This is a genomic window from Erythrobacter sp. JB2-19, from assembly GCF_057365005.1.
The window spans coordinates 3,164,938-3,187,252 of record NZ_CP200290.1 but is presented as its reverse complement, the minus strand read 5'-3'; the positions used below and the strand labels follow the sequence as shown (position 1 = coordinate 3,187,252).

Annotated in this window: 22 protein-coding genes; 14 read left to right on the top strand and 8 right to left on the bottom strand. The window is 59.2% G+C overall.

All coding sequences use genetic code 11. The features are described from left to right. Positions 1-20 precede the first annotated feature (20 nt). The 4 genes from AC0V6O_RS15240 to AC0V6O_RS15225 form a co-directional block, all read right to left on the bottom strand. Positions 21-524: a chloramphenicol phosphotransferase CPT family protein gene (locus AC0V6O_RS15240; RefSeq protein ID WP_486145660.1), complete on the bottom strand. Its 504-nt coding sequence runs from the start codon at positions 522-524 to the stop codon at positions 21-23. A gap of 23 nt (positions 525-547) precedes the next feature. Next, the gene (locus tag AC0V6O_RS15235; protein WP_486145371.1) at positions 548-2,389 is read right to left on the bottom strand and encodes an AMP-dependent synthetase/ligase; all 1,842 of its coding nucleotides are present in this window, start codon (positions 2,387-2,389) and stop codon (positions 548-550) included. Between the two features lie 140 nt (positions 2,390-2,529). Further along, entirely contained in the window at positions 2,530-4,263 is a 1,734-nt protein-coding gene (gene ggt / locus AC0V6O_RS15230) for a gamma-glutamyltransferase (RefSeq protein ID WP_486145369.1), read from the bottom strand. Positions 4,264-4,274: 11 nt separating this feature from the next. Then, a complete protein-coding gene (locus AC0V6O_RS15225) occupies positions 4,275-5,321 on the bottom strand; it encodes a quinone-dependent dihydroorotate dehydrogenase (RefSeq protein ID WP_486145367.1) in 1,047 nt (348 codons plus the stop codon). A 269-nt stretch (positions 5,322-5,590) separates the two neighbouring features. Here AC0V6O_RS15225 and AC0V6O_RS15220 point away from each other — a divergent pair, with 269 nt between their 5' ends. The 12 genes from AC0V6O_RS15220 (at position 5,591) to AC0V6O_RS15165 (ending at position 15,729) form a co-directional block, all read left to right on the top strand. Beyond that, a complete protein-coding gene (locus AC0V6O_RS15220; protein ID WP_486145365.1) occupies positions 5,591-6,514 on the top strand; it encodes a helix-turn-helix domain-containing protein in 924 nt (307 codons plus the stop codon). 54 nt (positions 6,515-6,568) lie between these two features. After that, positions 6,569-8,395 carry a DUF885 domain-containing protein gene (locus tag AC0V6O_RS15215; protein WP_486145363.1) on the top strand — a complete coding sequence of 609 codons (1,827 nt, stop codon included), beginning with the start codon at positions 6,569-6,571 and terminating at the stop codon, positions 8,393-8,395. A gap of 156 nt (positions 8,396-8,551) precedes the next feature. Next, positions 8,552-8,962 (top strand): SUF system Fe-S cluster assembly regulator, encoded by a 411-nt coding sequence (locus AC0V6O_RS15210; protein WP_486145361.1) that lies wholly within the window; start codon positions 8,552-8,554, stop codon positions 8,960-8,962. Next, entirely contained in the window at positions 8,959-10,470 is a 1,512-nt protein-coding gene (gene sufB, locus AC0V6O_RS15205; protein WP_486145359.1) for a Fe-S cluster assembly protein SufB, read from the top strand. The genes AC0V6O_RS15210 and sufB overlap by 4 nt, the downstream gene beginning before the upstream one ends. Then, positions 10,470-11,051 (top strand): hypothetical protein, encoded by a 582-nt coding sequence (locus AC0V6O_RS15200; protein ID WP_486145357.1) that lies wholly within the window; start codon positions 10,470-10,472, stop codon positions 11,049-11,051. The genes sufB and AC0V6O_RS15200 overlap by 1 nt, the downstream gene beginning before the upstream one ends. Further along, entirely contained in the window at positions 11,048-11,557 is a 510-nt protein-coding gene (locus AC0V6O_RS15195; protein WP_472643811.1) for a DUF559 domain-containing protein, read from the top strand. Before AC0V6O_RS15200 ends, AC0V6O_RS15195 begins: the two co-directional genes overlap by 4 nt. Further along, entirely contained in the window at positions 11,554-12,375 is an 822-nt protein-coding gene (gene sufC / locus AC0V6O_RS15190) for a Fe-S cluster assembly ATPase SufC (RefSeq protein WP_486145355.1), read from the top strand. Before AC0V6O_RS15195 ends, sufC begins: the two co-directional genes overlap by 4 nt. Then, entirely contained in the window at positions 12,372-13,130 is a 759-nt protein-coding gene (locus AC0V6O_RS15185) for a SufD family Fe-S cluster assembly protein (RefSeq protein ID WP_486145353.1), read from the top strand. The genes sufC and AC0V6O_RS15185 overlap by 4 nt, the downstream gene beginning before the upstream one ends. Beyond that, complete coding sequence (locus AC0V6O_RS15180; RefSeq protein ID WP_486145351.1) at positions 13,127-14,371, top strand: aminotransferase class V-fold PLP-dependent enzyme; 1,245 nt, start codon at positions 13,127-13,129, stop codon at positions 14,369-14,371. The genes AC0V6O_RS15185 and AC0V6O_RS15180 overlap by 4 nt, the downstream gene beginning before the upstream one ends. Continuing rightward, positions 14,368-14,880: an SUF system Fe-S cluster assembly protein gene (locus AC0V6O_RS15175; protein WP_472640174.1), complete on the top strand. Its 513-nt coding sequence runs from the start codon at positions 14,368-14,370 to the stop codon at positions 14,878-14,880. The genes AC0V6O_RS15180 and AC0V6O_RS15175 overlap by 4 nt, the downstream gene beginning before the upstream one ends. 145 nt (positions 14,881-15,025) lie before the next feature. After that, complete coding sequence (locus tag AC0V6O_RS15170) at positions 15,026-15,370, top strand: GNAT family N-acetyltransferase (RefSeq protein ID WP_486145658.1); 345 nt, start codon at positions 15,026-15,028, stop codon at positions 15,368-15,370. After that, positions 15,367-15,729, top strand: coding sequence for a HesB/IscA family protein (locus AC0V6O_RS15165; RefSeq protein ID WP_486145349.1), 363 nt, complete (start codon positions 15,367-15,369; stop codon positions 15,727-15,729). Before AC0V6O_RS15170 ends, AC0V6O_RS15165 begins: the two co-directional genes overlap by 4 nt. A 58-nt stretch (positions 15,730-15,787) precedes the next feature. On the opposite strand, the gene AC0V6O_RS15160 is transcribed toward AC0V6O_RS15165, so the two are convergent. The 3 genes from AC0V6O_RS15160 to AC0V6O_RS15150 all read right to left on the bottom strand — a co-directional run bounded on the left by AC0V6O_RS15160 (position 15,788) and on the right by AC0V6O_RS15150 (position 18,011). Continuing rightward, positions 15,788-16,765 (bottom strand): hypothetical protein, encoded by a 978-nt coding sequence (locus AC0V6O_RS15160; protein ID WP_486145347.1) that lies wholly within the window; start codon positions 16,763-16,765, stop codon positions 15,788-15,790. Positions 16,766-16,861: 96 nt separating this feature from the next. After that, complete coding sequence (locus AC0V6O_RS15155; RefSeq protein WP_486145345.1) at positions 16,862-17,290, bottom strand: hypothetical protein; 429 nt, start codon at positions 17,288-17,290, stop codon at positions 16,862-16,864. After that, positions 17,283-18,011 carry an EI24 domain-containing protein gene (locus AC0V6O_RS15150; RefSeq protein WP_486145343.1) on the bottom strand — a complete coding sequence of 243 codons (729 nt, stop codon included), beginning with the start codon at positions 18,009-18,011 and terminating at the stop codon, positions 17,283-17,285. Before AC0V6O_RS15150 ends, AC0V6O_RS15155 begins: the two co-directional genes overlap by 8 nt. 139 nt (positions 18,012-18,150) lie before the next feature. Between AC0V6O_RS15150 and AC0V6O_RS15145 the strand changes: the two genes are divergently transcribed. Beyond that, positions 18,151-19,155, top strand: coding sequence for an adenosine kinase (locus AC0V6O_RS15145; RefSeq protein ID WP_486145341.1), 1,005 nt, complete (start codon positions 18,151-18,153; stop codon positions 19,153-19,155). 316 nt (positions 19,156-19,471) lie between these two features. Here the strand turns inward: AC0V6O_RS15145 and purD are convergent, their stop codons facing one another. Then, entirely contained in the window at positions 19,472-20,767 is a 1,296-nt protein-coding gene (gene purD, locus AC0V6O_RS15140; protein ID WP_486145339.1) for a phosphoribosylamine--glycine ligase, read from the bottom strand. Here purD and xseA point away from each other — a divergent pair. Continuing rightward, the gene (xseA, locus tag AC0V6O_RS15135; RefSeq protein ID WP_486145337.1) at positions 20,766-22,292 is read left to right on the top strand and encodes an exodeoxyribonuclease VII large subunit; all 1,527 of its coding nucleotides are present in this window, start codon (positions 20,766-20,768) and stop codon (positions 22,290-22,292) included. The two genes, purD and xseA, sit on opposite strands and share 2 nt — an antisense overlap. Positions 22,293-22,315 lie beyond the last annotated feature (23 nt).

Sequence of the window (22,315 nt, the reverse complement as noted above, 5' to 3'; positions counted from 1 at the left end):
GCGCGATCTCACAATCCAGACTAAGACTTGTGCCCGCGCCTTTGGTGAGCTTCGATAAGATCAGCACAATCCTCTAGAGGTATTGCCCATGTGTCGAGTTCAAGATCATGGTGGATACCGTCATGCACAGTAGCGATTTGCGATCTCGCTAGGCCTAGTTTTCGATTGCCGCGTCCTTTTTCGCGCCGTTCCAACTCTTCTAGATTGCATTCGACTTTAACAAAGAGCGTATCAATCGCCGCGAGAGATCGGACGAAATGGCCGTGGGAGCTGGCGCCATTCTGGACGATATCTACAATAACGTTATGACCAGTCTCCGCCATTGCTCTGACTGATCTCGCCATCGCTAACTTCATATTGGGAAAATTCACAGAATTCGCTGGGATGTTCTCTGGCGTCATGCTCCAAAAAGCATCTAACTGAACGTGCAAGTAAGGATCGCTAAATCTGTTTTGGAGGCATCGAGCGAGCGTGGTTTTTCCCGCGCTGGACACCCCGTTTAGGACGATCACTTTTCCCCACATCGCGTTTGTAGCCAACACGCCTCTTAGCTCCGATACAGCCCGCTAATCTTGTCTTGGTAGCGGTCACGGATCTTGTGCCGGCGAATTTTCATGCTCGGCGTCATTTCCTCGTTCTCGATTGAGAACGCTTCATCGGCAAAGGTAAACTGGCGTACCTTCTCGATCACCGACAAATCCTTGTTCACCCGGTCAACGGCTGCGCGAACAGCGGTCTTGAAGGCCGGCAGGTCTTGCAGAGCGGTCATATCGAACTTCTCGTCATTGGCGCGCGCCCATTCGACCGCCCATTCTGCGTCCGGCACAACCAGGCCGACCACATAGGGCCGCTTGTCACCGCTCACCATCGCCTGCGCGATTTCCGGTTGCAGGGTCAGCATGCCTTCAATCTTTTGCGGGGCAACATTGTCGCCCTTGTCGTTGACGATCATGTCTTTCTTACGGTCGGTGATCACGATCCGGCCTGCTTCATCCAGATGCCCGATGTCGCCTGTGTGCAGCCAGGGCGCACCATCGGGATCATTGGGATCTCTCATAAGCGTGCGCGCGGTTTCGGCGTCATTCTGCCAATATCCATGCATCACCAGCTCGCCCCGGCACAGGATCTCGCCATCATCGGCGATCTTGATCTCCACCCCGCGCATTGGCGGGCCAACGGTGTCCATCTTCAGGCCGGTAGCCGGGCGATTGCAACTGATCACCGGACCGCTTTCGGTCTGGCCATAACCTTGCAGCATGGTGAGGCCCATTGCCTCAAAGAACGTGCCAACATCCGGGTTGAGCGGCGCTCCGCCAGAAACCATAGCTTTGATCCGGCCGCCAAATCTGTCGCGGATTTTCGGACGCAAAGTGCGCTCGACGATGAAGTCCATCGGCTTATCGCGTTTGCGCTTGTTCCCGCGCTCGGCGGCTTTCTCACTAATCGTCAGTGCGCGGTCCATCAGATAATTGGCGAGCTTGCCTTGCTTTTGGACCTGCTTGAGGATCTGGCTGCGCAGCACTTCGAACAGGCGCGGGACCACGACCATAATGGTCGGGCGCACTTCCTCGATATTGCTGGCGAGTTTCTCCAGGCCTTCTGAGTAATAGATCTCTGCCCCGACGGAGATTGGCAGATATTGCCCGCCCGTATGTTCATAAGCGTGGCTGAGAGGCAGGAACGACAGGAAACGTTCGTTGGAAATGCCAAAATCATTGATCAGGATTTCAGCTGCGCCGCCTGCATTGCACAGGATCGCGCCATGATGCTGCTTCACCCCGCGCGGGGCGCCGCCGGTGCCGCTGGTGTATATCAGACAAGCGGTGGTGTCGCGCGTAATGCCCTTAAGGCGCTCTTCCACGGCTACGCGGGCCTGGGCCGGATCGCCCGCGACCATGCTGTCCCAGTTGTGATACTCAAAGCCGCTTGATTGCTTGCGGTGCAGATCTTCGATGCCGATCACATGGTCGGCAATGCCGGTCGATTGGATCGCGCCATGCACGGGGGCCAGCAGCTTTTCGGTAGAGACGATAACCGCGCGTGCGCCAGAATTGTCCAGGATATGGCAATGATCGCGCTCGGTATTGGTAATGTAGGTTGGCACAGTGATGCAGCCCGCGGCCATCACAGCGAGATCGGAAATGCACCATTCGGGGCGGTTTTCTGAGACCAGCGCCACGCGGTCCCTGTCTTTCAAGCCAATCCGGCGCAGCCCCTCTGCGAGCAAGCAGACCTGCTCTGCCACCTCACGCCAGCTTTGCGTGGTCCATTCGCCATTGGCTTTGCGCCCCAGAAACGGCGCATCGCCTTTTTCATCCGCGCGTTTCAGGAACAATTCGACGAGATTGTTCGCATTATCGATGTCGTTGAGATGCGTGTCTTGCGGCACTGAAATTTGGCTCCCCCACCAGTTTTCTAGTTTTGCGCAGATTAGGCGCGCCCAGAATTAGCGCAAGCGTCAATGGTGCTTGCCGGTCTGAAGAGGTAATGCACCGGCGGTGAGCCGAGTTCCCCGGCCGAGCAAGGCCGCTAGCGGGTATAAACCAGCTTTGGTGCGATACGCGGATCGGTGGCCACTTCCCAACCATCCGCCGTGCGGCGCAATGCGTTGGCCTTTAGTGGCGGGCCAAAAGCACGGATCTGTGTGTGGCCCAGCGCTGTCAGCTCTTCCTGCATATCCTCCAGCATGGAGCCTTGTTCAATCACGGCGGTTTCGCCAAACGACATAATCAGCGGCAAAGCCAGTGCGTCCTGTGCGCTTAGTCCGAAATCGATCACGCCAATGATGGAGCGAGCGACCTGCACCGGAATGGTCGGTCCACCGGCCGCGCCAATCACCAGGATAACGTCACCCTTTTGGTCAAGTACGATTGTTGGTGCCATAGAGCTGCGGGGCCGCTTTCCACCCGCAACAGCATTGGCGACCGGCTTGCCATCGACCATCGGAGTGGAGCTGAAATCGGTAAGCTCATTGTTGAGGTAGAACCCGCCAAAAAATAGGCCTGATCCAAACGCACCCTCCACGGTTGAGGTATAACTCACCGCATTGCCATTGCCATCGACCACGGAGAAATGGGTCGTGCCTTGCTCCAGTGGCTCGTCACCGTCTGCGCGGGCGAGCGGGGCGCCAGGAGGCGTGCCCGGTTTCAGATCGGTGATAGTGGACGATGGGCTGATCAGCGCGCTGCGGCTCGCGACATAGGCGGGATCCACCAGACCCTTCACCGGCACGCTCACGAAATCACTGTCGCCAATGTACAGCTCGCGGTCGGCATAGGCGACTCGCTGAGATTCCAGAAACAGGTGCCAGAATCTGGGGCTTTCTGGCCCAAGTGCGCCTAGGTCAAAACGCTCTAGCTGTCCCAGCATTTGCGCAACCGCGACGCCACCCGATGATGGCGGACCCATGCCGCAGACCTGATATTCTCGGTAGGGCGCGCAGACCGGATCGCGCAGTTTGGACCGATAGCTGGTGATGTCCGCCGTGGTCATCTTGCCATCTTGCGGCGTCTTTTCAGCAATATATTCCGCCAAATCCGCAGCATTGCGATCATACAGCGCCTCTGCCCCGGTCTCGGCCAGATCGGTGAGCGCCTCGGCCAGCTCGCCATTACGGATGATGGAGCCAACCGGCAGCGGTTCGCCATCCGCACCAAAGAAAACGGCGCGCGCTTCTGCGGTCAGCCCGGCGCGTCCTTTATTGCGGCCAGACAGCGATTCGTTGAGCCGCACATTCATGCGGAATCCGTCCTCTGCCAGAGCGATGGCGGGCTGAAACAGGTCGGCCCAAGGCAATTTGCCGTGCGTTGCGTGCGCTTTTGCTGCGAGGGCAAGATTGCCCGGCACACCGACACTGAGGCCGGAAAGGGTGCGCAATTCGCGCGGCAAGCGTTCGCCATTTTCATCGAGAAAGCGTGTGCCGGTTGCCGCTGCAGGTGCAGTTTCACGGCCATCATAGGTCAGTAATTCGCCGCCCTTGCCATCGGCCCGGACCAGAAAGCCGCCGCCGCCAATGCCCGAGCTTTGCGGTTCCACCACGGTCAGCGCCAGCATCACTGCAATCGCGGCATCGGTGGCAGAGCCGCCTTTGGCCAGGATTGCTTCGCCGGCGGCGGTGGCGCGCGGATCGGCGCTGCTCACCGCACCGGTGAAGACAGGCTCAGCTGGTGCGGCGGTGCTGCTGGCAGAGCTTTGAGAGCTGTAGGCTGAGCAGCCTGTGAGAAGAGCAACGACGGCGAGACTTGCAGAAAGGCGTTTGATCATGCTTCGCAGCGCTATTCGGTTCCGACTGCCTCTGCAATACTGGTGAACCCATCGCGTTTCATCAACCGCTCTAAACCGCGCGCGATCTGAGCGCCAAGGCCGGGGCCTTCATAGACCATGGCAGAATAAAGTTGGACCAGGCTGGCGCCCGCACGAATGCGCTCCCACGCGTGCTCGGCGCTGGCAATTCCGCCGACGCCGACCAGCGGGATGCCGCCGCCGGTCGCTGCGCGGAAATCCCGCACGCGTTTGAGCGCCAGTTCGCGTAATGGCGCACCGGAAAGCCCGCCGGCCTCACCCGCATGGTGTGAACGCAGTGCTGGCCGCGAAATGGTCGTGTTAGAGACGATCAGCGCGCCGAGCTGCTTGTCGAGAGCGATCCGGGCGATTGCATCAATATCATCCTGCATTAGGTCTGGGGCGACCTTGAGGAAGATCGGCGGTAGTTTTGTGAGGCCTGTTCCGGCCTCTTTACGCGCCTCGATCACGGCGTCGATCAATTCGCTGAGCGCGCCTTCGTCTTGCAGCGCGCGAAGCCCAGGGTGTTGGGGCTGGAAACATTCACCGCCAGATAGCTGGCGAGCGGGGTCATCATTCGCGCCATCGCTGCATAATCGGCGATGCGATCCTCCGAGATCCTTATTCGCGCCGATATTAATGCCGACAATACCAGGGTTGTCTCTGCGCCGCTCCAACCGGGCAAGTGCCGCTGCACCGCCGCCATTGTTAAAGCCCATGCGATTGATGACGGCCCTATCCTCTACCAGGCGGAACAGGCGCGGCTTTGGATTGCCAGCTTGCGGGCGCGGGGTGATCGAGCCGACTTCGGTGAAACCAAAGCCTAGGCCGAGTAGCTGATCCGGAACTTCTGCATCTTTGTCGAAGCCGGCTGCCACCCCGACTGGGTTGGGAAAATGCAGCCCAGCAATCTCGATTGCGCCCGGCCCCGTTTGTGAGGTGGCGCGCAGCGGCGACGCTTTGAGCGCGGCCACTCCGAGTCGGTGAGCCTTCTCCGAATCAAGCGAGAAAATTGCCGGGCGTAAAAAGCGAAACAACATAACTGCGCGCTATCGCAATATTTGCATGCTTGTCGAGGGTGTTTGCGCAACAGAATTCAGAAAAATTGTGGGGGGGACTGCAATTTGTCGTTTGCATACAATTATTCGCCGTATTTCTGTCCTACATGATGCGTGCGACCCGAAGGGCTCGGAGCAGCAATGCGAAGAGTTCCTCAACTTCAATAGGACGGTTCTCGTTTGAGAGCCGTCCTTTTTTTGTGTTAAATCATAGGGGAAGCGGCTAGGCCTCGCCCGATGAGGCGCTCGTAATGGTTGACTATCACTCCACAACAACGATTCAGAGCGAGTCTGATTTTTCTGAAGCGGGGTTTGAGCTTACCCCTGCATCCCTCATCTCTATTGAGTACATCGCGCCGCCATCCGCGATCAGTGATTATGTGACAACCCTGTATCACTTTCGCTGTGAAGAAGCGGAAATCCGAGACATTCAGCCGGCCTCAATCGGCCATCTCTCACTTTTCCCGCTTGGGAGGGGCGAAATGCTGTTCCCGAATGGGCGCCGAGATTCCAACCCAGAAATTGCAATGCTCACGCCGCTTTCAACTGCAACGCCGATTGTTGTTGAAGGACCATTTCATGTGATTGGTGCGGCCCTCACCCCGCAAGGCTGGGGTGCACTCACTGGCTTGCATGCAGGCGAGCATCGAGATCGGATGATCGAGGCGCGCACCGTACTTGGCGGCGAAGTTGTGGCCATGGGTGAACGCCTCAATGCCGGATATCGTGCAGGTAAATTCAGCGGGCGCGAATGCGCACTTGAAATCGGTGCATTTATAGAAGGCCGGGTACGGCCACTCAAGGCACGCCACAATGAGTTGATTCGAACAGTGAATCGGTGGCTGGGTGCGTCGCTCAATCCGGATCTGGCGGACTTGATGGCGGCGGCGTCCTATTCCGAACGGCAGGTTCAGCGCCTGGTCGAGCGGTATTTTGGCCTCCCACCGCAAGCGCTCGCGCGCAAATACCGCGCCTTGAGAGCTGCGGCATGGCTGTCCTTCCCGCAGCTCACGCCTGAATATGAGGCAGAATTGGCCGATGCATTTTTCGATCAATCGCATATGATCCGCGAGATTCAGCGCTTTGCCGGGCGCACCCCAGCGCGGTTGAGCGATGATGATAGCCCATTCTTGAATGAAATGATCGACCTGAAGAATTTTCGCGAACTGGGCTAGGACCTGCGGAAATTTGCCCCGCCAACGCTGCCATTACCAGTTATGAGGATATCTATGCGACGCTTCGCTATTGTCTTTAGCTCCACTCTTGCCCTGGCTGCCTCCGCTTGCGCGCCCGCCGCGCAGCAGCAGCTCGCCAGCGCAGACAAGCCCGCGCCGACCGCCGATGCTGCTCCGGCAATAGGCGCATTTTTCAAGCAATATGACGAAGCGCAATTGGTTCTATCGCCTCAAGGTAAGGCGTATCGCGGCATTCGTGATGCAGCCTATGGCGAGTGGGATGATTACAGCGATGCGGGTGCGGTTGCCCAAGCGCAATTGCTGCAAAACACCGCCAGCGAACTGCGTGATAGCTACAACCTCGGCGGGTTGTCAGGTGACGATGCGCTGTCGTTTCGGCTGTTCGAAGCGATGGCGGAGCGCAGCGCACGCACGCATAAATATCGCAAGAACGTCTATCTTTTCAATCAGATGCGCGGAGCGCAGAGCCAACTTCCTGCTTTTTTGATCAACATTCACCGGGTCGACACCGCCGAGCATGCCGAGGCCTACATTAGTCGGATAGAGGGCTTGGGCGCGGTGATTGATACGCTCATGGTCGAAGCGCGCGAGCGTGCGGAGAATGGCGTGATGCCGCCCAAATGGGTCTATCCCTATGTGATCTCCGACATCGAGAACTTGCTCAATGCCGGCGACGATAACGCTGTGCTGAACGACTTTGGTGAGAAGGTCGATGCGCTCTCATTGGGTGATGATACTAAAATGGCGCTTAAGATGGATGCGACCAAAGCTTGGGTGATGACAGCCACTCCGGCCTTGCGAGCGCTGTTAGCTGAGATGAAGCGGCAGGAAGCCGTTGCGCCGACTGACGACGGGGTTTGGCGGCTGCCCGAGGGCAAGGCCTACTACGAAGCCTTGCTCAAAAACTACACCACCACCGATCTCTCCGCTGATGAGATCCACAATATCGGCCTCAGCGAGGTTGAACGCATCCACGGTGAGATGCGTGCAATCATGGCCAAGGTTGGGTTTGAGGGCAGCCTGCAGGACTTCTTCAAGTTCACCCGAAACGACGACCGCTTCTTTTACACCAGCCGCGAAGACTATCTCGCCGATGCTAATGCGGTGCTGCGCAAGCTAGAGGCGAAGCTGCCGGATTACTTCGCGGTGTTGCCTAAGGCGCCGATGGTGATCAAGCCGGTTGAGGCATTCCGTGAAAAGAGCGCAGGCAAGGCGTTCTACCAAAGCCCGGCGCCGGATGGATCGCGCCCCGGCACCTATTACGTGAACCTCTACAATCTACGCGATATGTCCAAGAACGAGCTGGAGGCGCTGGCCTATCACGAAGGTTCACCCGGCCATCATCTGCAGCGTACGCTTCAGACGGAGCTTGGCGATGTGCCACCGTTCCGCCGGTTCGGCGGGGTCACCGCCTACACCGAAGGGTGGGGGCTCTATTCTGAAGAGCTGGGCAAGGACATGGGTTTCTACACTGATCCCTATTCCGATTTTGGCCGGCTGGGCATGGAGCTTTGGCGGGCCTGCCGCCTCGTTGTGGACACCGGTATCCATGACAAACGCTGGAGCCGGGAGGAGGCGATCCAATATCTCACGGATAACACGCCCAATCCCGACGGTGATATTCGCAAGGCGATTGAACGTTACATCGTCTATCCGGGCCAAGCGACGGCCTACACCATCGGTAAGCTGAAGATTATGGAGCTGCGTGAGCAGGCCAAGACCCGGCTGGGCGGTCAGTTCGACATCCGCGAATTTCACGATGTGGTTCTGAAAACTGGGCCGGTTCCGCTCAATATTCTGGAAGAGAATGTGGAGCGCTACATCAATAAGCGCTTGGCGGTCATGACAGACGGGTCGTGAGTTTACGGCCTAAGGCAAAACCGCGCTAGGCGCTAACGACTCGCAACAGGCGCATTTGCGTTGAATTCGGACGAATTCGCTCTTAATTGCAATTCGGAACGAATCTATCCGATTAAGAGTTTTGGCCGTGTCATCACTCTGGAAACGTAGCGAGCCATGCGCCTTTCAAACCTTGCCGATTATGCCGTGATTATCATGCGCCAGGCTGCCAGCCATTGCGGCGATGGGCGGGTGAGCGCGGCTGAACTGGCCAAGGAAACGGGCCTGCCTGTGCCGACGGTTCAGCGGCTCGTGTCAAAGCTCAGCGCCGCAAACCTATTGCGCTCCGTTCGCGGCGCGCATGGCGGATTGCAATTGGCGCGTCCGGCGGCGGCGATCAGCGTGGCTGATATCATAGAAGCGGTAGAGGGGCCGATCGCTCTCACCGCCTGCGTCGATTCCCACGATTGCGACTTTGAGGCCACTTGCGAAATGAAACCGCATTGGCCGATCATTAACACCGCATTGCGCGGCGCCTTGGCGGATATTCCGCTGACGCAGCTGGTGCATGCAGAGGAACTGGTATGAGCGATAATCTCGATATTCAGGAAAGCCCGCTTTCCGATGCGCCTGAAATGGACACCGAGGCCAAAGAGGCTGCCGCCAATGCAGCGGAATATGAGCATGGCTGGTCGGCGGAAATCGACACCGAATTTGCCGAAAAAGGCCTCACCGAAGACACGGTGCGGTTTATCTCGGGCAAAAAAGGCGAGCCGGAATGGATGCTCGATTGGCGTCTGAAGGCATTCCGCCTGTGGGAGCAGATGGAAGAGCCGGATTGGGCCAAGGTTGGTTATCCGAAAATCGACTATCAAGATGCCTATTATTACGCCGCGCCGACGAAGAAGGTTGAGCTGGATTCGCTCGATGATCTCGATCCGGATATCAAGGCGGTTTATGACAAGCTTGGCATTCCCTTGGGCGAGCAAGAAGTGCTGGCCGGGGTCAAAGGCGCGAAGAAAGTCGCAGTGGACGCCGTGTTTGACAGCGTCAGCGTCGCGACAACCTTCCGCGAAGAGCTGAAAAAGGCAGGCGTTATCTTCCTGTCGATTTCTGAGGCGATCAAGGAATACCCAGAGCTGGTCAAAAAATGGCTCGGCAAGGTCGTGCCTCAGCGCGACAATTACTTTGCGACGCTTAACTGCGCGGTCTTTTCCGATGGCACATTTGTCTATGTGCCAGAGGGCGTGCGCTGCCCGATGGAGCTCAGCACCTATTTCCGTATCAATGCGGAGAACACCGGCCAATTTGAGCGGACCCTGATCATCGCCGAGAAAGGCGCTTACGTCTCCTATCTCGAAGGTTGCACCGCGCCGATGCGTGATGAGAACCAGTTGCACGCCGCAGTGGTTGAATTGGTCGCGATGGAAGATGCCGAGATCAAATATTCGACCGTGCAAAATTGGTATCCCGGCAACAGCGAAGGCGTCGGCGGGATCTACAATTTCGTGACCAAGCGCGGGCTGTGCCAGGGCGATCGCTCCAAGATCAGCTGGACGCAGGTCGAAACCGGCTCTGCTGTGACGTGGAAATATCCATCCTGTGTTCTCAATGGCGAAGACAGCGTGGGCGAGTTCTACTCGGTCGCGGTCACCAACAATTTCCAGCAGGCCGATACCGGCACTAAGATGATCCACAATGGCAAGGGTTCGCGCTCGACCATCATCTCCAAAGGTATTTCGGCTGGCAAGTCGAACAACACCTATCGCGGGCTGGTGCGGGTTGGTCCCAATGCCGACGGCGTGCGCAATTTTACGCAATGCGACAGCCTGCTGCTCGGCGATGAATGCGGCGCGCACACGGTGCCTTATATCGAGGTTAAGAACCCCGGCGCTCAGATCGAGCACGAGGCGACCACCAGCAAGATCAGCGAAGAGCAGATGTTCTATGCGCAGCAACGCGGGCTGGACGAGGAAGAGGCTGTGGCCTTGATCGTCAATGGCTTTGCCAAGGATGTGCTGAAAGAGCTGCCAATGGAATTTGCGATTGAGGCGCAGAAGCTGCTGGCGATCTCGCTTGAAGGGAGTGTGGGGTGATGTCGATTGAAAACCTTATTGTTTGGCAGGGTGATCGAATCCCAAGCATTGCTGAAGTAAACGCAAAATGCCTTGCGTTTGGGCATTCTGTCGAATTCGATCGCTCAATCGATCTTGCTGAGCACTCTGGTTTTTTGCCTGCGAAACACGGCGGGCACGAAACGGGATTCGAATTCCATTTTCTTCCTCAGGGAAGTCCTGATCTAACTACACTCGATCCATTCTTTGCTGAGTCGCAAGGTGTAATGTCGGTCACAGGGAGCGATATGCGAGAGATGGTCGTTGCTCTCATGTTTATGAGAGCCGTATCTGAGATTACGGATGGCAGATATTTGGGACTGTCCTTTAACATCATGAAAAGCGCAAATGATGTGTCAGAATACCTGCGGTCAGAGATTGATAGCTGCATATCTGAATTGGCAAGGGAGGAGGAGAAGGTCGCCGAACGATTGGAACGCCAAAGAGCTCGAGAGCTGGCGCAACAAGCAGCACCAGAGGCTGAAGCTGTAGCAGGACCCAGCCCGGCTCTTTCGTCTAAGCGCAAAGGATTCTGGTCTAAGCTTTTCGGTTCGCATAAATGACTGAACGCAAAAAACTCGCCCTCAAGCCTTCCGACGAAGCGATTGATCCCGAGACCCTCAACAAAAAGGGTCGCGGGTGGAAAATCTCGGACAAGCGTCTCGATGCGTTGCATGACCGTGCGCGCGAAATGCGGCGCTTCGCCTCGCCTGCCAACAAGGCGCTCGCTAAGCGATTTGCCGAGGCCGACATGGGCAAATACACCTTTAAACGCTTCGCCGTTGTCGGCAGCGCGATTGTCGACTTCAACTGCCACAACCTTGGCATGGCGATCATCATCGAGGAAGAAGATGACGATCTGGCGATCTCCAAGCGGCGCGACAAAAGCCTGGAGGCGGTCGGCATTCGCGTAATGCGGATCAAGGCCGAGCACATCCTGGAAAACATGGACAAGGTGCTGGAACGCATCACGATCGGCATGCGGATGCGCATTGGCGATCGGAAAGACGCCGCGCGGGCTCACCGCGAAGAGAACCCCAACCAAGATTACCCCCGCCGCCGCGATTGAGCCGAGCTGGCGACAGACATTTATTTAAGAGAAGATTTGCAATGCTGAAGATTGAAAACCTCCACGCCGAAACCGCCGGGAACGCGATCCTCAAAGGATTGAGCCTCGAAATCCGTCCCGGCCAGGTGCATGCGATTATGGGTCCCAATGGCGCGGGCAAATCGACGCTCGCCAATGTTCTGGGCGGAAAGCCGGGTTACGAAGTGACCGGCGGCAGTGTCGAGTTCATGGGCCAAGATTTGCTGGATTTGGACCCGCATGAGCGCGCAGCCGCTGGCCTGTTCCTCGGCTTTCAATATCCGGTTGAGATCCCCGGCGTTTCCAACGTGCAATTCCTGCGCGAGGCGCTCAATGCTCAGCGTAAAGTGCGCGGTGAAGAGCCTTTGTCCGGGGGCGAGTTTCTGAAGCTCGCTAAGGAAAAGGCAGGCCTGCTTGGCATGGATATGGACATGCTAAAACGGCACGTGAATGTCGGCTTTTCCGGCGGTGAGAAGAAGCGCGCCGAAATGGTGCAAATGGGCATTCTTGCCCCGTCGCTGGCGGTGCTGGACGAGACCGATAGCGGCCTCGATATCGATGCTCTCCGCGTGGTGGGTGAGGGCATCAATGCCATCATGCGCCCGGATGGCGGCGCGGCGGATAAGGGCGTGCTGCTGATCACCCACTACCAACGTCTGCTTGACGTCGTGAAGCCTGACCTCGTCAGCGTTCTGGCTGATGGCCGTATTATCGAAACCGGCGGTCCAGAGCTTGCCCTGCGGCTTGAGAACGAAGGCTATGACGCGGTTATGGCGGAAAACCTTGGGGCGGCGGCGTGAGCGAATTGGCCACTCTCCCAACCCGGCACGATGAGGCCTGGCGCTATGCCGACATTTCAGCGGCAGAGGCGATTGGCGCCGACGTGCTGAACACTTGGCGCGAAATTGCGGTGCCAGCGGGCGAGACGCACCGAGAGACCTTTGTGCTGGACGGCGATGCGCCTGCGGTTACGCGGCTGCGCGTGGCGCTGGGCGAAGGCGCGCGGGCAGAGTTCTTCGCGGTCAACGCAGCCAGCGGCTCAGCCCGGCTGGAGATCGAGGTGACGCTGGCACGCGCGGCGCATTTCGAGTTTGGCGGCGTGACGATTGGCGGCGGCGACGCCACCCGCGAATTCGTGACCAAGACCATTCATGCAGAGCCAGACGGGACCAGCAACCAAACCGTGCGCAGCGTCCATTGGGGCACCGCCTCGGGCAATTTCCTGGGTGAGATTAATGTCGCACGCCATGCGCAAAAGACCGATGCTGCGCAGGACTTCAAGGCGCTACTTCTGGAAAAAGGCGCGAGCGCAAACGCCGTCCCTCAGCTCGAGATCTTCGCCGACGATGTGAAATGCGCACACGGCGCTACCATGGGTCAGCTCGATGAGAATGCACGGTATTACATGGCCGCACGCGGGATTGCTCCTGATGTGGCGCAGCGTTTGCTCGTTCAGGCCTTTATCGGCGATGCTCTGGTGGCGATGGGCGACACCGATGCGCAAGCGCAGCTGCTGGATGTGGCGCTGGCCGCGCTTGAGAGGAGCGCGCTGTGAACGCGCCCGCTTCTTTGACCCGCGACACTGGCGATCTGCGCCGCGCTGACTTTCCTGGCCTGGTTGGCCGGGACGGTGCGCCGTGGCATTACCTCGACACCGCTGCGACCTCGCAAAAGCCGCAGGCGGTGATTGATGCGATGGCCCGCGCGATGGGCGAGGATTATGCGACCGTTCACCGCGGCGTTTATGCGCGCTCAGCGGAGATGACTGCGGCCTATGAAGGTGCCCGGTGCACGGTTGCGCGCTTCATTGGCGGTCAGGAAAACGAGCTGGTGTTTACACGCGGTGCGACCGAGGCGATCAACCTTGTCGCGAACACTTGGGGCCAGGCCAACATTGGCGCTGGCGACCGGATCCTGCTCTCTCAGTTGGAGCATCACTCCAATATTGTGCCGTGGCAAATGCTCGCCGAGCGTGTCGGCGCGCATATCGATGTCTGCCCGCTGACCGATGATCACCAGGTTGATCTGGACGCAGCCGAAGCCATGCTAACTGAGCGGCATGGGCTGGTTGCCTTTGGCCATGTCTCTAACGTTCTCGGCTCTGTTCTGGACGCGAAGCGTGCCGCTGGTCTGGCGCATAAGGTTGGCGCAAAGCTGCTGCTCGATGGCTGTCAGTCGGCCCCGCACATGCCGGTCGATGTGGCGGCGCTGACTTGTGACTTCTACGTATTCTCCGCGCACAAGCTTTATGGCCCGACCGGGATCGGCGCGCTTTGGGCGAGGGCGGACATTCTGGACGCCATGCCCCCTTGGGAAGGCGGCGGTGCGATGATCGACCGCGTGTCTTTTGAAAAGACAACCTACGCCCCTGCGCCGCACCGGTTCGAGGCAGGCACGCCGGCCATCACTGAGGCAATCGCCTTTGCAGCGGCGGCTGATTATGTCAGCGACGTGGGCCTAGACCAGATCCATGCGCGGGAAAGCGCTTTGGTCACTCGCCTGCGCCAGGAACTGGGCGCGATGAATGATGTGCGCCTGTTCGGCCCTGCGGATAGCGCAGGCATCGTCAGCTTTGCGATCGATGATATTCACCCGCATGATCTGGGCACTATCCTGGACGAGGCAAATGTCGCGATCCGGGCGGGACACCACTGCGCACAGCCACTGATGGAGCATCTGGGCGTGCCAGCAACAGCGCGGGCCAGTTTCGCGCTCTATTCAAATGATGATGATGTTGATGCGCTGCTCGAAGGGATTGCGCGCACGCGTCGTTTGTTTTTGGGAACTTCGCAATGAACAAGCCAGAAGATGACACCAAATTTGTGGCGGCCCCTGCGCCGAACGAGGACGTGGTGGCCAATAAGCCAAAGCGCGCGCGGGTGGATGATGCGATTGACCCTGATGCAGAGGTTGAAGCCGTGTCTGATGAGCCGCGCAAGCGCGACTATCTTGAGGGCTTTCTGGCTCAGGCCCCGGCGACTGGCGAGGTCGGCGGCGCGGGCGGCGATCTGCAACAGGCGGTCGTCGATGCGCTCAAGGAAATTTACGATCCTGAGATACCCGTCAACATCTATGATCTGGGCTTGATCTATGGCGTGGAGGTGGATGACGAGGCCGATGTGACCGTCACCATGACGCTGACAACGCCGCATTGCCCGGTTGCGGAAACCATGCCGGGCGAGGTGGAATTGCGCGCGGCAAGCGTGCCGGGCGTTCGCGATGCCGAAGTTGATTTGGTATGGGATCCGCCTTGGGGTCCGGATAAGATGACCGATGAGGCGCGGCTTGAGTTAGGAATGCTGTGATGAGTGCCGTGACAATCAAAAAGACCGACTACGCTGATCGACAGGATGCTGCAGACCTAGTTGATTTGCTGGGCTATTATGCGCTCGATCCAATGGGGGAGGAGCCCCCCTCGATCCAGAAGTTCGCGCCAACCTTGCTGCGCGTCTGCAGGAGCAACAGAACGCTTTCTCCCTGATAGCATATTGCGATGGGGAGCCAGCCGCACTGGCAAATTGTTTTTTTGGATTCTCGACGTTTTCTGCGAAGCCGCTCGTCAACATTCACGATATTGTGATCAAAACGGCCTATCGCGGTAGGGGGTTGGGCAAGGCCTTGTTTGCGGAGATTGAGGCTATCGCAGCTGAAAACGGAGCGTGCAAAGTTACGTTGGAAGTTCTGAGCGGGAATGAGCCTGCCAAGGCGCTATACAGCTCGTTGGGTTACGGCGACTATCAACTGGACCCAAACAAAGGCCATGCTTTGTTTTGGCAGAAGGAGTTGGCGGCATGACTGATTTCAAAACCAAGACGCGCAAGATCCCTGCGGCTGTCACGCTGACTAAGGGCGCAGAGGCGCGCGTGGCCGAGCTGATGAGCAAAGCACCGGACGATGCGATTGGCGTGAAGCTGTCGACCCCGCGCCGCGGCTGTTCCGGCCTCGCTTATTCGGTTGATTATATCACCGAAGAGGTCGCGATGGATGAGAAGATCGAAACGCCAGGCGGCATCTTCTACATCGACGGAGCGAGCGTGCTCTATCTGGTCGGCTCAATCATGGATTGGGTCGAAGACGACTTCACAGCTGGGTTCACTTTCGAGAACCCCAATGCCAAGGGCGCTTGCGGCTGCGGCGAAAGCTTTATGGTCTAGGCCGCGCCAGGATCGGCTGCAAAAGTAGCTTGCCTGAGCTTCCCGCAGAGCTGGGCGTTCAGCCCTCTTCGCTGAGGCGTTTGATCAGAGCTTGTTCAAGTGCATCCAATTCGCCGTCTGCATCGACCATTGCCTCAAGCCAAGCCTTTTCTTTTGAGGTAAACTCTTTGCCTTCTTCGAGGCGTGCGTTTATTTTCGCGCCTGCGTACTCGGATACTTCCCCTCCATTAGTGCGTAAGCCTAGCATCACACCAGCAAGAGCGTTGAGGCCAGTTGCTGCATCGTCCTTTCGCAAAGCCAAGCCAGACATGTGGCCTTTCACATCGGTTTGCGTGTCGGCGATGTATGCTCCCAACTCTTTGGCGCGCTCATGGCTGATCTGAGCATGGGCGAGGTGAAAGCCCTTAAGGTAGTTTGCGATGCCATCGACGAACAGATCGGCCCATTCCGGCGCATTCGCATCGTCTTTGGTCGCGTCTTTCAGGCGGAACAGCATTTCTGCGTCGAACCGGGTGACGGCTGCTGTGCCGTGCCCGCCGCTGGCAAAGATCAGGCGGCGCAGGATCTTGCATTCCGCCGCGCTGATATGGGTATCCGACAATTCGCCGCCATCGCGGGTAGGGCCGGTGCCGGTCAGCACTTCGTTTTCAACCTGTTTCAGCGCGTAATGCTTGAGAGTGTCTGGCACGTTTTGCGCACGCTCTATGATGCGAACGATCGCTTCGAGTTCGGCCATGCTGTCCACTTTGCCGTCGTGATCGATCTGAGCGATCAGCCATTTGGCTTCGTCTTCATCGCACATCAGGCGCGGATCGGTGCCATTGAGGACAAATTCGCCAATCGCCTCGACAAAGAAGTCTGTCCATTCCGGGCCAGAGTTCTCGAGCGCATTGTTGATCGCGAAAATCGCTTCTGCTTCTGCGCGGTGGATAATCCCATCGCCCCAGCCGAGTTGGCGCAAAGAGAGCAATTCTTCAGCGGAGATGTGCCCGTCTTCGCTGGCACGGCGGGCGAGATCGGCAAATTGGGTTGTCATGGCGTGTCAAAGTCCCTTCGCAATTGCCCGCAGGTTTAGCGCAAAAGTGCTTAAAGCCGGGTTACCATTGCTTGCGAGGCCGCAGTTGAGTGCGCTTTAGCGGCGGGCCAAATCGCGCACGCAGCTTGCCTCATCCACGCTGGTGCCGCCCTGTGGATTGCGCGCCTCGACATAGGTCGCGGTCGGTGTTTGGCCCGGCTCCAGCGGATAGAGGAAGACATCGAGTACGCAGCCCTCGCCTGCGAATTGCAGCTTGCGCGCGTCCCCCTCGACCAAGTCAATACGGGCATCGCCAAAGCTGGCGGTGAGCTGCTCTGCGCGCGCCCCAATTACGCCGCCCAGACCCCCGGCATTTTGCACTGTCGGAGGTCTGAACCCGCCGCCCGCGGGTAGGTCTTCACCGCGCACGGTGGTGGTCAGCGGGCCAGTGCGGGGCACGCCAGGGCTTTGAGTGGAGCCGCCGCCTGAGGTGCTGGCGCAGGCGCCAAGCAGCAACGTTGCCGCCAGGCCAATCTCTTTACGCATCGCCGCGGCCCCTTTGATCGCGGGCCAAGCGGCCGCGTGCATGGTGGGTCAAATGCGTGCCCGCAGCGGCGCCCAAGATCGGGGCAAGCAGATTTGCAAAAGGCACCAGCATCAATCCCGCAATCACCCCGCCCAGCGCCAATCGCTGAAGCGCACTCACTGGGGTGCCGGTATCATCCGGCCGGCGATGCCGAAGCCACGCCATATCAGTGAGTTCGCGCCCCAATAGCACTGCGTTGACGATTAGGAAAACCAAGGCGGGGCCAATGGCTGTGAACAACAGGATGATCGCGACGGGCAGAGCCAGCAGGTTGAAGCCCACGGCCCGGCCGATACCGCGCAGGCTGTTGCTGAGGTCTTCGCGAAACGGCAGGTCGCGCGCGGTGCTGGCGGCCTCCGGATAGTAGCGCTGCTCAACCGCGCGCACGATTTCATCGGCGAAGAACTGCAGCACGGCGAGGGCCACCACGCGAAACAGCAACCAACCCATCAGCAGCGTAATCACCACCGTCACCCCTGCCGTGATTGTACTAGTATAATCCGCGCTGTTGTAGGGCGCGATCCAGCGCTCCACCATGGTCGCAATCACGAACCACATGCCCGTGCCAAGCACGGCGAAGATCGCCAAAGTGATCAGCAGCGATTTGGCCAGTACCTTCAGCACAGCCCGGTCAGTCAGCTGTGCAAATGCCTTCGCCAATGCCGTGATGACCGCTTCCATAGTGTCACCGTTGCGAGAACCATGCGCGCAAGTCAAACTCGGCACTCAGCAAAGGTCGTCCGGTAACACTTGGCCTGCGCCCTCAGGCGGGCTAGGCGCTGCGGCGCAATTCAGACTTTTAGCCAAACAGGACTTTGCTGTGTCAGAACCCGTAAACGAGCCGCGCTATGATGTTATCGCCATTGGGAACGCTTTGGTGGACGTGATCGCTGCCTGCGAAGACGAACTGATTGAAGAGCTTGATCTTAATCGCGGCGGCATGATGCTGCTCGACGAACCACGCGCAGAGGAGCTTTATAGGGCGATGCCACCAGCGCGAGAGATGTCTGGTGGTTCGGCTGCGAATACGCTCGCAGGTCTCTCAACGCTCGGCATGCAATGTGCGTTTATTGGCCAGGTGGCGGATGATCAGCTGGGTAAGGTGTTTCGCCATGATATGCGCGCGACTGGCATCGATTTTGATACCCCTGCGCGCAGCAGTGAGCCTGCAACCGGGCGCTGCCTTATCTTCGTGACGCCAGACGGCGAACGCACGATGAATACCTTCCTTGGTGCGGGCCAATTCCTGCCTGCCGCCGCCCTTGACGAAGAGCTGATTACCAGCGGTGCGATCCTCTATCTTGAAGGTTATCTGTGGGATCCAGAGGAGCCGCGCCGCGCCATGCGTCGCGCCATCGAGGTCGCGCGCGCAGCGGGCCGCACGATCGCCTTTACGGCAAGTGAGAGCTTTGTAATTGATCGCCATGGCGACGATTTCCGCGAGATGATTGATGCTGGCCTGATCGACATACTGTTCGTCAACGAAAGCGAGCTTGCAACGCTGACGGGTGAGGATGACTTTGAAGCAGGTGTGGCGGCGGTGGCTGGCAAGGTGCCTGTGCTGGTCGCCACCCGGGGTGAGCACGGCGCAATTGCCGTTGCCCACGGTGAGCGGGCCGAGGTTGCCGCTGAGCCGGTCGACAAGGTCGTTGATACCACTGGGGCAGGCGATCAATTCGCGGCGGGCTTCCTCTCTGGTTACGCAAAGGGAGAGCCGCTGACGCGCTGTCTGAGGCGCGGTGCGATCACCGCGGCTGAGGTGATCTCTCACTATGGCCCGCGTCTCGAAGCAGACATGAAGGCGATGATGGCAGAGAGGCTTTGATGTTGCGCAGGTCCATCCGGACCTGCGGTTTCCTCGCTCATGCGGCCTAACGGCCGCGTCGCTGCGGGCGGGCAGTCGCCCTTGCGAACCCTGACGGGTTCGAGCTGGTTCATGCTAGCACAATTGGTAAGCCTCACTCCATTCACCGCTGCTGAAGCACGCTTGGAACGGTTGGAACACAGTCTAGGGCCGAAAGTGCATTCGATTAATGCAGGCGCGTATAATCGGATTTATCGATCAAGAGCTGCTGGGGTCTGACGATGTGAAAGAGCGCCCGCTTCCTAGCAAGCGCTCTCTAAGTAGGAGAACCGGTGCCTCAGCCCGCCTCTCGCTCAACCTCGCGCGCCACTTCCCTATGGCCAATATCCCTCCGGCAAAAACCGCTCTTGAAATCCAGTGCATCAACTGCGCCATAGGCGGTTTTCTGGGCCTCGGTGGCGCTCATGCCCTTGGCGGTAACGTTGAGCACGCGGCCGCCATTTGCCGCCAATTGCCCATCGACCATCGCGGTGCCAGCGTGGAACACCTTGGCCGCGCCGCCATCGCGCAGTGCCTCTGCCAGGCCCAGATCGATCCGCCCGCCCTTTTCCGGGGTGCCGGGATAGCCCTTGGCTGCCATCACTACGGTCATCGCCGTGGCGGGCGAGAAATTTGCCTCGCATCCGGCGAGTTCTCCCTTGGCGCAGGCCAGCATGATCTCGGCCAAATCGCTGATCAGCCGCGTCATCAGCACCTGGCATTCCGGATCGCCAAAGCGGCAATTGTATTCGATCAACTTTGGCCCTGCCTCGGTCAGCATCAGGCCGGCATAAAGCACGCCGGAATAGGGCATGCCTTCCGCGCGCATGGTCTCAACCGTCGGTGTGATGATCTCGTCCATCACGCGGGATTGAAGCTCTGACGTCAGCACGGGGGCCGGCGAATAAGCGCCCATGCCGCCAGTGTTTGGCCCGGTGTCACCTTCGCCCACGCGCTTGTGATCTTGTGCGGTGCCAAATGGCAGGATCGCGGTGCCATCGGTGATTGCGAAGAAGCTTGCCTCCTCCCCGCGCATAAACTCCTCGATCACCACCTCTGCGCCCGCCGCGCCAAAGCGTCCGCCGAACATATCTGCCAGCGCCGCCTCTGCCTCTTCACGGGTTTCGGCGATCACCACGCCCTTGCCCGCCGCCAGCCCGTCGGCCTTCAGCACGTAAGGTGCGTCAAATTTGGCCAGCGCAGCTTCGGCTTCGTCGAGCGAGGTCGTGCGGACATAGCCAGCGGTGGGGATATTCGCGCGGTCGCACAGCTCCTTGGTAAAGCCCTTGCTGCCTTCCAGCTGAGCCGCGGCGGCAGAGGGGCCGAATACGGCGGTACCGCCTTCGCGCAGGCTATCGGCCAGGCCATCCACCAGCGGGGCCTCTGGCCCGATCACCACCAGATCAATCGCCTTTTCCGCGCAGAACGCCGCGACCGCCAGATGGTCACTGGCATCCAAAGTGACCAGCTCTGCTTCCTCGCCAATGCCGGGATTGCCGGGGGCAGCGTATAGCTTTGTGCATGACGGGGATTGCGCCAGCTTCCACGCTAACGCATGTTCGCGCCCGCCCGACCCAAGTAAAAGGATATTCATGGCTTCCCCGCCGATTGATAGTGACAAACAGGCCAATCTCGTAGCGCGAGAGCGGGAGGGCGACAACGCTCAGCCGCTGTCGATCACCGAGATTTCTGGTCTGCTGAAGCGCACGGTCGAGGATCGCTTTGGCTATGTCCGGCTGCGCGGCGAAATGTCGGGCGTAAAGCGCGCCGCCTCGGGCCATATGTACTGTGCGCTGAAAGACGAAAAGGCCGTGATCGACGGGGTGATGTGGCGCGGCAACACGTCGAAGCTGGCGTTTAACCCGGAAGACGGGCTGGATGTGATCGCGAGCGGCAAGTTGACGACCTATCCGGGCCGCTCAAAATATCAGATCGTGATCGACAATCTGGAGCTGGCGGGCGAGGGCGCACTGCTGGCTCTGCTAGAAAAGACGCGTGCGAAACTGGCGGCAGAGGGCCTGTTTGCCAGCGAGCGCAAGCGGGCTTTGCCCTATCTGCCGCGCGTGATTGGCGTGGTGACGTCGCCCACCGGCTCTGTGATCCGCGATATTCTGCACCGCCTGGCGGATCGTTTCCCCAGCCACGTGCTGGTCTGGCCGGTGCTGGTTCAGGGGCAGGGGTCTGCATCGCAAGTGGCAAATGCCATCCGGGGCTTTTCCGAAATGGGTCCCGGCGGACCGACACCGCGCCCGGACCTGCTGATTGTCGCGCGCGGTGGCGGCTCGATCGAAGACCTATGGGGCTTTAACGAGGAAGAGGTGGTGCGTGCGGTTGCGGACTCGACGATCCCGGTGATTTCGGCGGTCGGGCACGAGACCGATACGACATTGGTGGATTATGCGGCGGATCGCCGCGCGCCCACGCCCACGGCAGCGGCGGAAATGGCCGTGCCGGTGCGGGCGGACCTCGCCGCGACATTGTCTGACTTTGCCACTCGTCAACGCCGCGCGGTGCACCGCCCGGTGGAGCTAGGGCGCGAACGGCTGGAGGCGCGCGTTCAGCGCCTGCCTCTGCCGGAAAACCTGCTTCAGCCGCAGACCCAGCGGCTCGATGATTTGGCCGAACGTCTGCGGCGCGGCCTGACGATGAGCGCGGGGCAGGGGCGCGAGGCGCTGGCCGGGGTCTCGGCGCGGCTATCGCCTGCGATATTGCGGCGCGGAGCGCAGGATGCGCGGCGGAGGCTCGATCAAGTGCGGCTGGTGCCGGCCTTGGTGGAGCAGCCATTGGTGCGAAAGCGCGAGACGCTGGATGCGCTGGCGCGGCTCGCAAGCCAGTTTCACCCGGAAAAACCGCTGGAGCGCGGCTATGCCATTGTGCGCGATGGCGCAGGCCGCGCGCTGACCGGTAAGGCGCAGGCGCAGCAGGAATCTGCGCTTAAGCTTCAATTCAAGGACGGCGAGCTAGAGGTGATAGCAGGCGGTGAAGCTGGCACCTCTGCGCAGTCTGCACCGCCACCTGAGCAGCCGCCTGCACCGTCCACGCCTGCGCCTAGGCCAGCGAAACGGCGCGCGAAACCGCCTAAACCCGGCAACGCGGCGCAAACGGATTTGTTTGATTAACTCGCCATGCTAGAGAAAAAACC